A 14704-nucleotide genomic window follows, 5' to 3' on the forward strand; every position below is an offset into this window, starting at 1 on the left:
GAAAGGCACTTTTCGTGCGTAACGTCCTGAAGACCACCGCCCTGACCGCCACCGCCGCCGGCCTCGCGCTCACCCTGGCCGCCTGCTCCTCGGACTCCTCCGGCTCCGGCGCCTCCGCCGACCCGAACAAGCCCCTGGTGGTCGCCGCCAGCCCCACCCCGCACGCGCAGATCCTCAAGTTCGTGCAGGACAACCTGGCGGCCAAGGCGGGCCTCAAGCTGGACATCAAGGAGGTCAGCGACTACGTGACCCCCAACACCTCGGTCCAAGACGGCTCCGCGGACGCGAACTACTTCCAGCACCAGCCCTACCTGGACGACTTCAACAAGAAGAACGGCACGGACATCGTGCCCGTCGAGACCGTCCACCTGGAGCCGCTCGGCGTCTACTCCAAGAAGGTCAAGAGCGTCACCGAGCTCAAGGACGGCGCCCAGGTCGCCGTCCCCAGCGACGCCACCAACGAGGGCCGGGCGCTCAAGCTGCTCGCCGACAACAACGTCATCACCCTCAAGGACGGCGCCGGCACCACCGCCACCGTCCAGGACGTCACCGGCAACCCGAAGAACCTCAAGTTCAAGGAGCTGGAGGCGGCCCAGCTGCCGCGCTCCCTCGACGACGTCGACGCCGCCGTCATCAACGGCAACTACGCGCTGGGCGCCAACCTCAAGCCCGCCACCGACGCGCTGGTGCTGGAGAAGGCCGAGGGCAACCCCTACGCCAACATCCTCGCCGTCAAGAAGGGCCACGAGAGCGACCCGCGGGTGCAGAAGCTCGCCGAGCTGCTGCACTCCGACGAGGTGAAGAAGTACATCGACGACAACTTCCAGGGCGCCGTCATTCCGGCGTTCTGACCCGACCGCCGCCCCTCCCGGTGCCCCCGGCCTCCCCGCCGGGGGCACCGTGCTGACGAGCCGTGAGGTGCGGAGCGGGTACGCTGGCACGCCCGACGAAGGGCGGGGCGTACGGTGTGTCCACGACCGGCGAGGAGAGACGGCATGGTTGCGAACTTCCCCGAGACAGCCATCAGCACCGAACGGCTGCTGCTGCGCGCCCTTGAGGACCAGGACGCCCCCGCACTGGCCGCCATGCTCGGCGACGAACTCGTCCAGACCTGGACCGGCCACCCCCGCCCCTACCGCGAGTCCGACGCGCACGAGCTGATCGCCCGTCAGGCCCCCGAGCGGCGCGCCCGGGGGCGCGGAATCGTTTTCGCCGTCACCGAGCACCTCACCCAGCGGCTGGTCGGCCTGCTCGAACTCGACCGCACCGACTGGCACCTGCGCGCCACCGAGGTCCGCTTCGTCACCGCCCCCTGGGCCCGCGGCGAGGGCTACGCGCCCGAGGCCGTCCTCGGCACCGCCCAGTGGCTGTTCGAGGACCGCGGCTTCCAGCGCCTCGAACTGCGCACCGCCGCCGGCAACACCGCCGCCCAGCAGGTCGCCCAGAAGACCGGCGCGATCAGCGAGGGCGTGCTGCGCAACGCGGCGATAGTCCGCGGCGGGGAGTGGGGCCCGGGCCCCGAGGAGCACACCGACCTGATCGTGTGGAGCCTGCTCCCCGAGGACCTCGACCCGCCCGAACCCGTCCACCCCGACGACCGCCACCACGCCCTGCGCCGCTGAGACCCGGCCGCACCCACCACCGCCCCCGGGCCGCCCCCGGCCGCGTTCCCGGCCACGTTCCCGGCCGCGTTGCCCACCGCGTTCCCGGCCGTGCTCCGGTTGTTCACGCCCCCGGCGCGCGCCACGGCTCCGCACCACCCCGGCCAGGCGGTAGCCTCTGCGCAGGGCGCGCCCGCGGCGCACCCCACCAGGGGCGGACACACGGCACGAGGGAGAACGGCCGCAGATGGCTGACCGGATCACGGTCATCGGGTGGGACGGCACCCCCTTGACCCAGAGCGCCGCCGACGCACTCGCCGGAGCCACCCTGGTCGCCGGAGCCGGCTACCAGCTCGCCGGCCTCCCCGTCCCCGAACGCGCCGAACGCATCGGCCTCGCCGACCTGCGGGCCGCCGCCCGGAAGATCGCCGACCACCGCGGCGCCGCCGTCGTCGTCGCCGAGGGCGACCCCGGCTTCTTCGGCGTCGTGCGCACCCTGCGCCGCCCCGAGTACGGCCTCGAACTCGAAGTCCTGCCCGCCGTCTCCTCGGTGGCCACCGCCTTCGCCCGGGCCGGCATGGCCTGGGAGGACGCCCAGGTGGTCTCCGCCCACGGCGGACGGCTGCGCCGCGCCGCCAACGTCTGCCGCGCCCACCCCAAGGTCGCCGTCCTCACCACCGGCGGGGCCGGGCCCAGCGAACTCGCCCTGATGCTCCGCGGCGTCCCCCGCACCTTCGTGGTCTGCGAGGCGCTCGGCACCGCCGAGGAGGACGTCACTGTCCTCACCTCCGAACGCGTCCCCGACCACGACTGGCGCGACCCCTCCGTCGTCCTGGTCATCGGCAACGTCCCGCCCGCCGAGGCCGCCTCCGGCTGGCTGGCCGGCCGACCGCTCGACCACCCCGGCCCGCAGCGCGGCTGGGCGCTCCCCAGCCGGGCGTACGCCGGAGCGGACGCCGACGCCCGGCGCCCCCGCGCCCTCCCGCCGCACGTCCGCGCCCTGGCCCTGGCCCGGCTCGCCCCCGCGCCGGGCGACCTGCTGTGGACCGTCGGCGCCGGGGACGGCGCGCTCGCCGTCGAGGCCGCCCGGTTCGGCGCCGCCGTGGTCGCCGTCGAGGCCGAACCCGCCGACTGCGCCCGGATCTCCGCCAACGCCCGCAAGGCCGGCGTCGAGGTCGAGACCGCCGCCGGCTCCGGCCCCGACGTCTTCGGCGCCCTCCCCGAACCCGACGCCGTCGCCGTCGAACACGGCGGCCCCGCCATGGTCCGCGCCGTCGCCGCCCGCAAACCCGAACGGGTGGTCGCCGTCGCCCGCACCCTCGCCGAAGCCGCCGAAACCCGCCGGATCCTGGACACCGCCGGCTACCGCGTCGACGGCCTGCTGCTCCAGTCCGCCCCCCTGCGCGCCGAACCCGACACCGGCGGCGGACCCTCCTTCGGGCGCGGCGACTACACCCTGCTGATCTGGGGCGAACCGTACGACTGACCTCCGGTAACGCCCCCGCGGAGCGTCCGTCCCCGGCGGTACGGTGATCCCCGTCGCATCCGGACAGGGTTTCGAGATCGGCCCGGCCGCGGCCGGTAGGGTTTCCCCGGGGGACCAACCCGTCGAGGCAGTCCCGTGTCCGATCCGGCACGGTTACCGCCGATTTGACGCGTTGCAACCCGAACGGCCCGCTTCGCGGGCATTCGACGCGGTGCGCACCCGCCCGGAAGAATGCCGTGAGGGTCCGGAGCGGCCGCGCCGTCGTGCCGGTTGCCCGGGGCCGTCGTTGTTTCTGATGGCACGCCACCCGTGCGGGTGACGGCCGGTGGAGTAAGGGACGGGTCGGTGCGGCCCCGCCCCGGCGAAGTGGCGGGGCCTTCGGGGAGCCGCCGAGGACGCGCAAGCGGCCTGGAAGGAGCATTGACATGACCGACGGCGGCCACGCCCCCAGTACCGGTCCCCTCGCGCCCGAACCCGGGCCCGGCGGACCCGTCCCGGAGCACCACCTCGGCGCGCCCCTCCAGCCCGCCGCGCCCGCCGGGCCCTGGCACGGCGACCAGCGGCCCGCGTACACCTTCCTCGACCAGCCCGACGGCGACGAGGAGGACGACGTCCTGCTGATGCCCGGCCCGCAGACCGCCTGGGGCGACGCCGTGCACGGCACCGTCGAGTCCGCCGAACCGGCCGCGGAGCCGGTGGCCGAGCCGCTCGGCGCACCGCTCGGCGAGCCGCTCGTCGCGGGTGAGCAGCCGCCCGGCACCCCCGTCGCGCCGTCCTGGCCGCCGCTCGAACCCCCGGTCCTCACCGCCACCCCGGCCGCCGGGCCGTCCGCCGCACCGGCCGCGCCCGGCGCGGAGGGGGTCGGCAGCGGCACCCTGCACCTCGCTGCCCCGCCGGCCCAGCCCGTGGCCCCGGCTCCGGCTCCGGCTCCGGCTGCGGCCGCCGCCGTCCAGCAGCCGGTGCCGCCGCAGCCGCGCCGCCCGCTGCACGCCGGGCCGCCGATCCCCGACCCGTCCCTGATGACCGGTCACGTCCCGGTGCGCTCGCTCGCCGACCGCGGCCCGACCCTCCCCGGCGGCACGCCCGCGTACGGGGTGCCGGTGCTGACCGCCGAAACGGTGCAGCAGCAGGCCGCCGTGCAGACGCAGGCCCCGGTGCCGCCGCAGGCACAGCCGCAGCCGCAGCCCGGGCCGGCCGTGCAGGTGCCCGCGCCGGTGCAGCCGCAGGTGGTGGAGGCCGCCGCGGCGGTAGTCGTCGCCGAGCCGGTGGCCGTGGCCCCGCCGGTCGTCGAGCAGCCCGGGGCGGTCGAGCCGGTGGCCGGGGTGCCGGTCGCCGTCGAGGCTCCCGCGCCCGCCGCCGAACCCGTCGTGGAGCAGCCGGCTGCCGTCGAGGCCCCTGCGGCCCCCGTGACCGGGCCCGCCGCGAACCTGGCACCGGTGTTCGTGGAACCGGCCCAGCAGGTCGAGCCGCCGATCGCCGTGCCCGCCGCCGAGGCCGTCGAGGCCGCTGAGGTCGCCGAAACCGTCGAGGCCGTCGAGCCCGCGGCGGTGGTGGCCGAGGCGGTGGTGGCCGAGGCGCCCCCCGCGCCGTCCGAGCCGCAGCCGGAGGCCGTCGCCGAGCCGACCGTCGCCGAACCCACCGTCGCCGAGCCGACCGCCGTTGAGGCGGTCGACGCGCCGTCGGCCGAGCAGCCAGAGGCCGTCGCGGCGGAGCAGCCCGCGCAGGCCCCCGCCGCGGAGCCCGAGGCCGCGCAGCCCGTCGAGGCCGCGACCGCGCAGACGGTGAGCGGCGAGGCCGCCGCGGAGCCTATCCCCGCCCCGGCGGGCAAGTCGTCCGGGCGGGGCGCGCACCGGCGGATCTCCGCCTTCCTCGCCGCGCCCGCCGGCCTGCCGCTGCTGGAGCCCGAGGGCGCGCAGCCCGCCGCGGAGCCGCAGCCCGAGGCCGCCGCCGAGCAGCCCGCGGCCGAGGCCCCCGAGGCCGTCACGGCCCCCGAGCAGGCGCAGGCGGAGACCCCCGCCGCCGAGCAGCCGGTGGAGCCGGCGGCCGAGCCGGTCGCCGAGACCGCCGTTGCGGCCCCCGCCGAGGAGACCCGGTCGCAGCCCGAGGCCGAAGCCGCCGTCGAGCCGGTGGCCGAGCAGGCGGCCCAGCCGGTCGCGGTGTCCGAGACCGAGGCCGCCCCCCAGCCGGAGGCCGAACCGGAGCAGGCCGAGCAGCCGCAGCCCGCGGCCGTCGAAGCGACCGCCGGAGCCGACGTCGAAGCCGACGTCGAAGCCGACGCCGCTGCCGAGGTCGAGGTCGTCGCCGCCGAGGTCGAGACCGCCACCGAGCCCGAGCCCGAACCCGAGGCCGCCGAGGAGGAGCGCCCGCCCGCCGCGCCGGGCTACGACGAGGCCGGGCGGGAGGCCGTGCACCAGGTGATCCGGGAGCGGCGCGACGTGCGTAACGGCTTCCGGTCGGACGCGATCCCGCACGAGGTGCTGATCCGGGTGCTGGAGGCGGCGCACACCGCGCCGAGCGTCGGCTACTCGCAGCCGTGGGACTTCGTGGTGATCCGTTCCGCGAAGACCCGCCGGAAGATGCACGAGCTGGCGGAGCGTCAGCGCGAGGCGTACGCGGACTCGCTGCCCAAGGGCCGGGCGAAGCAGTTCAAGGAAATCAAGATCGAGGCGATCCTGGAGACGCCGGTCAACATCGTGGTGACCGCCGACCGCACCCGCGGCGGCCGGCACACCCTGGGCCGGCACACCCAGCCGCAGATGGCCCCGTACTCGGCCGCGCTGGCCGTGGAGAACCTGTGGCTGGCGGCCCGCGCCGAGGGCCTGGGCGTCGGCTGGGTGAGCTTCTTCGACGAGGAGGAGCTGGTCCGCGAGCTGGGCCTGCCCGAGCACCTGGAGGTCGTCGCCTACCTGTGCGTCGGCTACGTGGACGCCTTCCCGGACGAGCCGGAGCTGCAGCAGCAGGGCTGGGCGAAGAAGCGCCCGCTGTCCTGGGTGGTGCACGAGGAGCAGTACGGCAACCGCGCGCTGCCCGGCGAGGAGCCGCACGACCTGCTGTCCGACACCCTGCGCGGCATCCGCCCGCTGGACGCCAAGGCGCTCGGCGAGGCGTGGGACCGGCAGAAGCGGATGACCAAGCCCGCCGGTTCGCTCGGCGTGCTGGAGATGATCGCGGCCCAGCTGTCCGGCCTGGCCCGGCAGTGCCCGCCGCCGGTCCCGGAGCCCGGCTGCGTGGCGATCTTCGCGGGCGACCACGGCGTGCACGCCCAGGGCGTCACCCCGTGGCCGCAGGAGGTCACCGCGCAGATGGTCGGCAACTTCCTGGCCGGCGGCGCGGTGGTCAACGCCTTCGCCGCGCAGGTCGGCACCGAGGTGTGCGTGGTCGACGTCGGCGTGGCCGCCGAACTCCCGGACGCCATCCAGCAGGGCCGCACCACCGGCCTGCTGCCGCGCAAGGTCAAGCCCGGCACCGACGACATGACGCAGGGCCCGGCGATGAGCCGCGACGAGGCGCTGCGCGCGATCGAGGTCGGCATCGAGACCGCCCGCGACCTGGTCGCGGCCGGCAACAAGGTGCTGATCACCGGCGACATGGGCATCGCCAACACCACCGCCTCCGCCGCGCTGATCTCGGTCTTCACCGAGACCGACCCGGCCGAGGTCACCGGCCGCGGCACCGGCATCGACGACGCGACCCACGCCCGCAAGATCGAGGTGATCCGGCAGGCCCTCGACCTGCACAAGCCGGACCCGGCCGACCCGATCGGCGTGCTGTCGGCCGTCGGCGGCCTGGAGCACGCCGCGATCGCCGGGTTCCTGCTCGGCGCGGCCTCGCTGCGCGTCCCGGTGATCCTGGACGGCGTGATCGCCGGTTCGGCGGCCCTGGTCGCCAAGGCCATCGCCCCCGAGGTGCTGGCCGCCTGCATCGCGGGCCACCGCTCCGCCGAGCCCGGCCACCAGACCGCGCTCGCCAAGCTCGGCCTGCGCCCGCTGATCGACCTCGACCTGCGGCTCGGCGAGGGCACCGGTGCCCTGCTGGCCCTCCCGCTGGTGCAGAGCGCGGCCCGGGCGATGCACGATGTAGCCACCTTCGACTCCGCCGGAGTCACCGAGAAGGGCTGACCCCGCCCGGTCCCGGCCGCCCCCGCCGTGCGAGGGGGCGGCCGCCCCGCCCGGGCCCCGTCCGGCCGGCCCCGTCGGGCACCGGACGCCCGGCACCCGGCACCGGTCCATTCGACCGGCTGGACCGGACCGAACCCGTACCGGCTCAAGGGCGCGCTGGCACGGGGCTCCCCCCAGCACCGCCGCCCACCCAGGAGCTCCCCCTCATGACCGCGCCCACCCCCCACCCCCACCCGTCGACCCGGGGCCTCACCCCGTACCCCGTCGGGCTGCTGCTCACCGGCCGCCGCGTCGTGGTCGTCGGCGGCGGACAGGTCGCCCAGCGCCGGCTGCCCGCGCTGATCGCGGCCGGTGCCGAGATCCACCTGATATCCCCGGCCACCACCCCCGCCGTCTCCGCGATGGCCGACGCCGGTGAGCTGACCTGGCACCGGCGCCCGTACGCGGACGGCGACCTCGCCGACACCTGGTACGCGCTGGTCGCCACCGACGACCCGGCCGTCAACACCGCCGTCTCCGCCGAGGCCGAGCGGCTGCGGGTGTTCTGCTCCCGCAGCGACGACGCCTCCGCCGCCACCGCCTGGACGCCCGCCTCCGGCCACGACTCCGGCGCGACCGTCGCCGTCCTCACCGGCGACCCCCGGCACTCCGCGGCGCTGCGCGACTCCATCGTGGCCGGCCTGCGCGACGGCTCCCTCGCCGCCCGCCAGTACCGCGCCCGGGACGCGGGCGTCGCCCTGGTCGGCGGCGGGCCGGGCGACCCGGACCTGATCACCGTCCGGGGCCGCCGCCTGCTCGCCGACGCCGACGTGGTCGTCGCCGACCGGCTCGCCCCGCGCGAACTGCTCGCCGAGCTGCCCCCGCACGTCGAGGTGATCGACGCCTCCAAGATCCCCTACGGCCGCTACATGGCCCAGGAGGCGATCAACCGCACCCTGGTCGAGCACGCCAAGGCCGGCAAGTTCGTGGTCCGGCTCAAGGGCGGCGACCCGTACGTCTTCGGCCGCGGCGGCGAGGAGCTGCTCGCCTGCGTCGAGGCGGGCGTCCCGGTCACGGTCGTCCCCGGCATCTCCTCCTCGATCAGCGTCCCCGCGGCAGCCGGCATCCCGGTCACCCACCGCGGCCTCACCCACGAGTTCACCGTGATCTCCGGCCACGTCGGCCCCGGCGAGCGCTCCCTCACCAACTGGGAGGCCGTCGCGGGGATGACCGGCACCCTGGTCCTGCTGATGGCCGTCGACAAGATCGGCGCGATCGCCGCCGAACTCCTCGCCCACGGCCGCGCCGCCGACACCCCGGTCGCCGTCGTCCAGGAAGGCACCACCGCCGGCCAGCGCCGCGTCGACGCCACCCTCGCCACCATCGGCGAGACCGTCACCGCCGAGGGCATCAAGCCCCCGGCGGTGATCGTGATCGGCGAGGTGGTCGGCGTCCTGGGCGAGTAGCCCGCCGCGCGGGAACGGGAGCGGGAGGAGAGGGGAGCGGCCGTCCGACGGGACGGCCGCTCCCCTTCCTCGTGCCGGTCGGGCCGGTCGGGCCGGTCGGGCCGGTCGCGCGGGTCGGGCCGGTCGCGTCAGTCGTGCGTCCGGAGCCGGGCGGCCCGGTGCACGGGGCGGGCGGTGCGGGCCGGGCCGGTGGCGGTGCGACCGGTGCGACCGGCGCGACCGGCGCGGCGGAGGTCCCGGGCCGCCAGGGCGATCACCACGGTGGGGATCAGCAGGTCGTTGGCCAGGATGCCGCCGGTGTTCCCGTCGGCGTGGTCGCCGTGGGCGAACCACTGGTGGAGGTGGCCGGCCGCCGCGCCCCACAGGAACGCCGCCGCCAGCCCGCAGGTGAGTCGCTCGCGGGCGGAGGCGGAGGCGGACGCGGCGCGGAAGCCCAGCAGGGCGAAGCCGACGTTCGCGCAGGCGATCTCGAACTGGAACGGCGAGTGCGCGAACCCGATGGCGTCGGCCATGCCCGACGGGGCGACCAGGAACGCGACCGCGACCCAGAGGCTGCCGAAGCCCAGGGCGCCGACGGCCCACCAGCGCTGCCAGACCTCCGCCGCCGGCCGGCCCGGGTGCCGCCGCCTGGTCACCCTCACCCCGGCCAGCCAGGCCGCCTTCCTGGACGAGGGCGGACCGCTGGAGGAGGAGTTCCGCACCGCCCTCCTGGCGGCCGGCTTCCCCTACGAGCGGTACCTCGCGGACACCCACCGGCTCGCCGACCTGCTCACCCCCGCCCCGCCGCCGCGCGCCCGGCACCCGGCGAGCGGACGGCGCACCCGCACCGGAGTGAGCCGGAGCCGCGCCGCGACCACCGCGGGGCGGGCGTCCCGCCCTGCCCCGCACCCGCGGACCACCGGCCCGCTCCCACCGCCGCGACGTGCGAAAATCGTCCGGTGTCCGAGCCACTGACCGTCACCGACGCCGCCGACCCCCGGCTGAGCGACTACACCGACCTGACCGACGTCGAGCTGCGCCGCCGCCGCGAGCCCGCCGAGGGGCTGTTCATCGCCGAGGGCGAGAAGGTGATCCGCCGGGCGCTGGCCGCCGGGTTCCGGATGCGGTCGATGCTGCTCACCGCCAAGTGGCTGGGCGTCATGCAGGACGTGATCGCGGGGACGGACGCCCCCGTCCACCTGGTCGACCCGGTGCTCGCCGAGCGGGTCACCGGCTACCACGTGCACCGGGGCGCGCTCGCCTCGATGGAGCGCAAGCCGCTGCCCGCCGCCGCGCAGGTGCTCGCGGGCGCCCGCCGGGTCGCCGTCCTGGAGGGGCTGGTCGACCACACCAACCTCGGCGCGATCTTCCGCTCCTCGGCGGCGCTCGGCATGGACGCGGTGCTGCTCTCCCCGGACTGCGCCGACCCGCTGTACCGGCGGGCCGTCAAGACCTCGATGGGCGCGGTGTTCTCCGTCCCCTACGCCCGGCTCGACCCGTGGCCGGCCGCGCTCGACGCCGTCCGGGCGGCCGGGTTCGAGCTGCTGGCGCTGACCCCCTCCGGCGCTGAGGACTTCACCGCGGCCCGCCCGCACCTGCTTCCGAAGGCCGCGCTGATGCTCGGCGCCGAGGGCGACGGCCTGACCCCGAAGGCCCTCGCCGCCGCCGACCAGCGGGTGCGGATCCCGATGGCGCACGGCATCGACTCGCTGAACGTCGGCGCCGCCGCCGCGATCGCCTTCTACGCCGTCAACCACGGCTGACCGGACGGCCCGCGCTCAGCAGGCGGCGAACACCTCCGCGTCCGCGTCCTCCAGCACGAAGCCGTTGTCGAACCGGACCCGGACCGACGAGCGCGGGCCCCGCGCCCGGAACTCCCGCCAGTGCGGCTCCAGTTCGGCGAGCTGCGCCTCCAGCCGGCGCAGGCTCTCCGCGGGCACGGTGTGCCCGTAGTCCTCGAACAGGGCCCGCAGCCGCTCGTACTCGCGGACCTCCTCCGGCGGCGGCAGCTCCCCGGTGACCCGCACGACGGTCCCCTCGATGCCCGCGCCCAGCAGCAGGAGGCCGACCGACGGGCCGTCCTCCCCGGCGGACGCCCCGCCCAGCGCCAGGTCCGCCAGCAACCTGACGCGCTCACCCTCCACCAGGGCCATCGCTCCCGCACCTCTCCCGACTCGCTCCGCACCGCCGCCGGTCCGGCGCACGGTCGGCACCATTATCCGGTGGCCGCCGCGCCCACCACCGCCGACAGCACCCCCGTCACGCCGCCCGTCACGCCACCCGTCACGCCGCCCGGCGCGCCGACGGCGGACGGATCGGCTGCGGCGCCGGCCGCCGCGGGTCGTGGTGGCGGCGGCCGGTCAGGTCGCCGACCCGCAGCACCAGCTCCGGCGACGGGGGAGCGGGCCACAGCGTCAGCCGGTGCTCCTCGACCGGGCGGGCCGCGGTGTCGGCCTCCCGCCCCCGGTCCCGGCCGCGGGTCTGCACCCGCACCCGGTACCAGCCGGGCCCGGCGTGCGCCAGGTTCCCCGGCCCCTCGACGTCCACCCCGTCCCAGGCCCGCAGCCGCAGCTCGCCGCTGCTGTGCAGCGACAGCTCCACCGCGCTCTCCCACTCCGGCCCCGGCTCCGCCGGCCGCCGCGCGCAGCGCTCCACCCCCAGCCGGATCAGCCCGGTGTGCGTCCCGCACAGCACCGTCAGGTGGTCCGGGCAGCCCGAGGCCACCCCGTTCCCGTGGAACAGCCGGTCCAGCGCGTGCGCGTCCCAGCCGCCCGGCAGCTCCGGCCCGTACAGGAAGTACTGGCAGTACGCGACGTGCATCGCGTCGGTCGTCCACATCATGCGGCCCATGCTGCCGCCCCGTACTGACAAGCCGTCACCACCTTCCGGCCCCCGCCCCGCCCCCGTCCGGCAGCGTCCCGGCCATGCCGCCCCCGCCGCCCCGACGGGCCGCGGCCCCGGTCCCGCCGCCCGGTCCGGCGCGCCGCCGGGCCGTGACGCCCGCCGGGCGGGCCGGTCAGTCCGCCGAGCCGGAGACGCCCGAGCCCGGCCAGGACTCCTCCAGGCCGCCGTCCGGGCGGACGGTGTACCGGGTGGAGGAGACCGCGCCCGTGCGGTCGACCCGCTCCTCGCGGATCAGCGCCCCGTTCTCCACCCGCCACACCGCCCCGGCCTCCGGGTTGGCGGCCGAGGCCCGGTCGGCCAGCAGCACGGGGGCGCCGGCGGTGAAGCCGTACAGCTGGACCAGGTCGACCGGCACCGAGCCCTCCAGCCGGCGCAGCACCACCAGCGCGGCCTGGGCGTCCCGGTAGCGGGCGGGCAGCACCGCGGAGAGCGAGATCGGCGGGCCGTTCTCGGTGGAGCGGCCGTCGTGCAGCCGGATCGCCGGGCCGCCGGACGGGTCCGGGTAGCTCAGGTTGGGCCAGTCGACCTGCGGCTGGGTGCCGAAGGACGGGGCGAGCCCGGTGTCGCTGTGCCCGGCGTTCGCGCCGTCCACGGACAGCGTCGTCGTCCCGGCGCTCGGCGCGGCCGGCCCCCCGGTCACCACGCCGGCGGGCTGCGGGCCCAGGCCCTGCGCCTCGCGGTTCTGGCAGCCCTGCGCGACGGCGATGGCCAGCGCCACGCCCAGGGTGACCGTCACGAACACCACCAGCCGCTGCCGCAGCAGCCGTTGACGCGGCGTCGGGCGGCCGCCCAGGGTGTGCGGGGCGCGCCCGGGCGGGGGAGTGCGGTCCCGGCCCGGCGCGGGGGTGCGGCCGGGGCCGGTCGCGGGGCGGCGCTCCCGGACGGTCTCGCCGTCCCGGACCGGGCGCCGCGCCCCCGGGCCGCGCCCGTCCGGACGGGCCGCGTCCTGCCGGGGCATCGCGGGCGTGGCCACCGCCCGCCCGCCGGGCCCGGCCGCGCCGTCCGCCTTCGCCACCGGACGGCCGCCGCCCCCGGCCGTGCCGCGCACCGCCTCGGGACGCCCACCGGCCGTACCGCGCCCGCCCGCCGTGCCGCGCGCGCCCTCGGGCCGTCCGTCCGGCCGCCGGGCCGCTCCCGGCGCCGGGCCGGCGCCCGCCCGGCGGAGCGGGGGAGCGCCTTCCGCGGGGCCCTCGGCGGGCGGCGCGGCCGGCGCGCGCACCTCGTCGGGGCGGGCGGTGGCGCGTCCGGCCCGGCCGCCGCCGCCGCGCGCCGCGAGTTCGCTGAGGCGCTCGTGCAGCGCGGCGGCCGGCGGGCGCTCGGACGGCTCCTTGGCCAGGCAGGCGCGCACCAGCGGGGCCAGCACCGGCGGGACGCCGCTCAGGTCGGGCTCCTCGTGGACCACCCGGTACAGCATCACCTCGGAGGAGGCGCCCGACCCGAACGGCGACTCGCCGGTCAGCGCGAACGCCAGCGTCGCCCCGAAGGCGAACACGTCGGTGGCGGGGGTGACGGCCGCGCCCCGCACCTGCTCGGGCGCCAGGAAGCCGGGCGAGCCGACCGCGGTGCCGACGTGGGTGAGCGTGGAGGCGCCGCGCGACCAGGCGATGCCGAAGTCGATGATCCGCGGGCCCTTGGGCGAGAGCAGGATGTTCGAGGGCTTCAGGTCGCGGTGCACCACCCCGGCCTCGTGCACCTTCACCAGCCCGTCGGCCAGCGCCGAGCCGATCCGGGCGGCGTCCGGCCAGGCCAGCGTCCCCTCCTCGGAGACCTGCTTGTACAGCGAGGGCCCGGGCACGTACGCGGTGGCCAGCCAGGGCCGCTCGGTCTCGATGTCGGAGCCGACCACCCGGGCCGTGCAGCCGCCGCGGATCCGCGAGGCGGCGGCGATCTCCCGGGCGAACCGGGTGCGGAACTCGGCGTCCTCGGCCAGCTCGGCGCGGATCAGCTTCAGCGCGACCCGCTGCCCCTTGCGGTCGGAGCCGAGGTACACCACGCCCATCCCGCCGGCGCCCAGCCGCCGGTGCAGCCGGTACGGGCCGACGATGCGGGGGTCCTCACGCCTCAACCGCATCATTGCCATCTGCCCGTACCCGTTCCCGTTCCGTCAGCCTGTGGGGTGAGGCCCCGTCGGATGTGGGGCATCGTCAGACAACTGTCTCGGGACAGCTTACGGACAGGTACCGGCCCCGCGTCGACACGCAACACGCGAACCGCCGGTCGGATTGTCGGATCGGTAGCGGGCGTACGGTCTCCGGCCGCCCCGACCCCGCCCGCCACCGGCGGCGATCCGCACCCGAACCGCCACCGCACCGGTGCCGCGACCGCCGCCCACGCCCCGTCAGGACCCGGTCGGGACCACGCCGGAACCCGTCTCCCGGCCCCGGCCGGGCCACCCCCCAGGGGGCACCCCCGGAGCGGTCTAGGGGTACCCGCACCCCCGGTCTCCGCCTCCAGGAGTACGCCGCCGCGCCACGCCTCATCCCAGCGGAGGCGATCGGAACCGTGCGCGGGCATGACGACCCCCGACGGCCCTGCCGCATACGGTTGTTCACAGCGAGGGCGGGCCCGCTCGTCCCCCCAGAAACCGCCCCGCTGCCAGGACCGCACCACCCGCACCACCCGCGTACCACCCCGTCCGAACCGACCCGCAGCACCCAGCCCGGCAGGAGCCCAGCACACCATGGCACCGCTCAGCAGAGCCCTTCGCCGCCGCCACCTCCCCGCCCCGGAGACCCGGCACCCGGCCGTCGCACTCGCCATCGTCCTGCCCTGCGCCGTCCTGCTGCTGGCCCTGTTCGGCGCGTGGGACCAACTGGCGACCCAGACCCGGGCGGTCGCCGACCTGATCGGGCGCTGACCCCCTCATGGGGTAGGGGTCTTCGCCGGCCGGAGCCGCCCTCACAGTCGTGGACGGACCCAGTGAGTGGCACAGGCTGCAAGCTCCGGCCCACCCGGTGGCCGGGAACGACACGTCGGTGAGGGCGTGCCGTTCCCGGCCACCGTCGTTCCCCGCGCGCTTGTTCCCCGCGCGCTTGTGTACGCCCCGAAAACGCCGAGAGCCGCAGTCCGGACCGGACTGCGGCTCTCAACCGTGGTGCGCGATACTGGGATTGAACCAGTGACCCCTACCGTGTCAAGGTAGTGCTCTCCCGCTGAGCTAATCGCGCGGGT

10 protein-coding genes, 1 tRNA gene and 1 pseudogene are annotated in these 14704 nt (G+C 76.8%); 7 read left to right on the forward strand and 5 right to left on the reverse strand.

From position 1 onward, the window contains the following. Positions 1-14 precede the first annotated feature (14 nt). From K353_RS29065 to cobA, 5 genes are all read left to right on the forward strand, one after another. Positions 15-851 (forward strand): MetQ/NlpA family ABC transporter substrate-binding protein, encoded by an 837-nt coding sequence (locus tag K353_RS29065; protein WP_111556486.1) that lies wholly within the window; start codon positions 15-17, stop codon positions 849-851. Positions 852-995: 144 nt separating this feature from the next. Further along, complete coding sequence (locus tag K353_RS29070) at positions 996-1622, forward strand: GNAT family N-acetyltransferase (protein ID WP_111556487.1); 627 nt, start codon at positions 996-998, stop codon at positions 1620-1622. Between the two features lie 226 nt (positions 1623-1848). After that, the gene (gene cbiE, locus K353_RS29075; RefSeq protein ID WP_111556488.1) at positions 1849-3087 is read left to right on the forward strand and encodes a precorrin-6y C5,15-methyltransferase (decarboxylating) subunit CbiE; all 1239 of its coding nucleotides are present in this window, start codon (positions 1849-1851) and stop codon (positions 3085-3087) included. A 425-nt stretch (positions 3088-3512) separates the two neighbouring features. Further along, on the forward strand, positions 3513-7205 hold the full coding sequence (gene cobT / locus K353_RS29080; protein WP_111556489.1) for a nicotinate-nucleotide--dimethylbenzimidazole phosphoribosyltransferase: 3693 nt from the start codon (positions 3513-3515) through the stop codon (positions 7203-7205). A gap of 206 nt (positions 7206-7411) precedes the next feature. After that, the gene (cobA, locus tag K353_RS29085) at positions 7412-8650 is read left to right on the forward strand and encodes a uroporphyrinogen-III C-methyltransferase (RefSeq protein ID WP_111556490.1); all 1239 of its coding nucleotides are present in this window, start codon (positions 7412-7414) and stop codon (positions 8648-8650) included. Positions 8651-8778: 128 nt separating this feature from the next. Here the strand turns inward: cobA and K353_RS29095 are convergent, their stop codons facing one another. Continuing rightward, positions 8779-9351, reverse strand: a complete 573-nt coding sequence (locus tag K353_RS29095; protein ID WP_199528281.1) for a DUF6790 family protein — start codon at positions 9349-9351, stop codon at positions 8779-8781. A 237-nt stretch (positions 9352-9588) separates the two neighbouring features. Between K353_RS29095 and K353_RS29105 the strand changes: the two genes are divergently transcribed. Then, the gene (locus K353_RS29105; protein WP_111556491.1) at positions 9589-10392 is read left to right on the forward strand and encodes an RNA methyltransferase; all 804 of its coding nucleotides are present in this window, start codon (positions 9589-9591) and stop codon (positions 10390-10392) included. Positions 10393-10407: 15 nt separating this feature from the next. Here the strand turns inward: K353_RS29105 and K353_RS29110 are convergent, their stop codons facing one another. The 3 genes and pseudogenes from K353_RS29110 to K353_RS29120 form a co-directional block, all read right to left on the reverse strand. After that, the gene (locus tag K353_RS29110) at positions 10408-10782 is read right to left on the reverse strand and encodes a hypothetical protein (protein ID WP_111556492.1); all 375 of its coding nucleotides are present in this window, start codon (positions 10780-10782) and stop codon (positions 10408-10410) included. Between the two features lie 130 nt (positions 10783-10912). Then, positions 10913-11470, reverse strand: a complete 558-nt coding sequence (locus tag K353_RS29115) for a hypothetical protein (RefSeq protein ID WP_146616594.1) — start codon at positions 11468-11470, stop codon at positions 10913-10915. Positions 11471-12170: 700 nt separating this feature from the next. Continuing rightward, positions 12171-13613, reverse strand: a pseudogene (locus K353_RS29120) (serine/threonine-protein kinase); the annotation flags it as partial. A 600-nt stretch (positions 13614-14213) separates the two neighbouring features. On the opposite strand from K353_RS29120, the gene K353_RS34555 reads away from it, so the two are divergent. After that, entirely contained in the window at positions 14214-14390 is a 177-nt protein-coding gene (locus K353_RS34555; protein WP_158585505.1) for a hypothetical protein, read from the forward strand. Positions 14391-14625: 235 nt separating this feature from the next. On the opposite strand, the gene K353_RS29125 is transcribed toward K353_RS34555, so the two are convergent. Then, positions 14626-14700: transfer RNA gene (locus K353_RS29125), tRNA-Val, on the reverse strand. Positions 14701-14704: the final 4 nt, after the last annotated feature.

Source organism: Kitasatospora sp. SolWspMP-SS2h, assembly GCF_003259315.1.
Taxonomy (GTDB): domain Bacteria; phylum Actinomycetota; class Actinomycetes; order Streptomycetales; family Streptomycetaceae; genus Kitasatospora; species Kitasatospora fiedleri.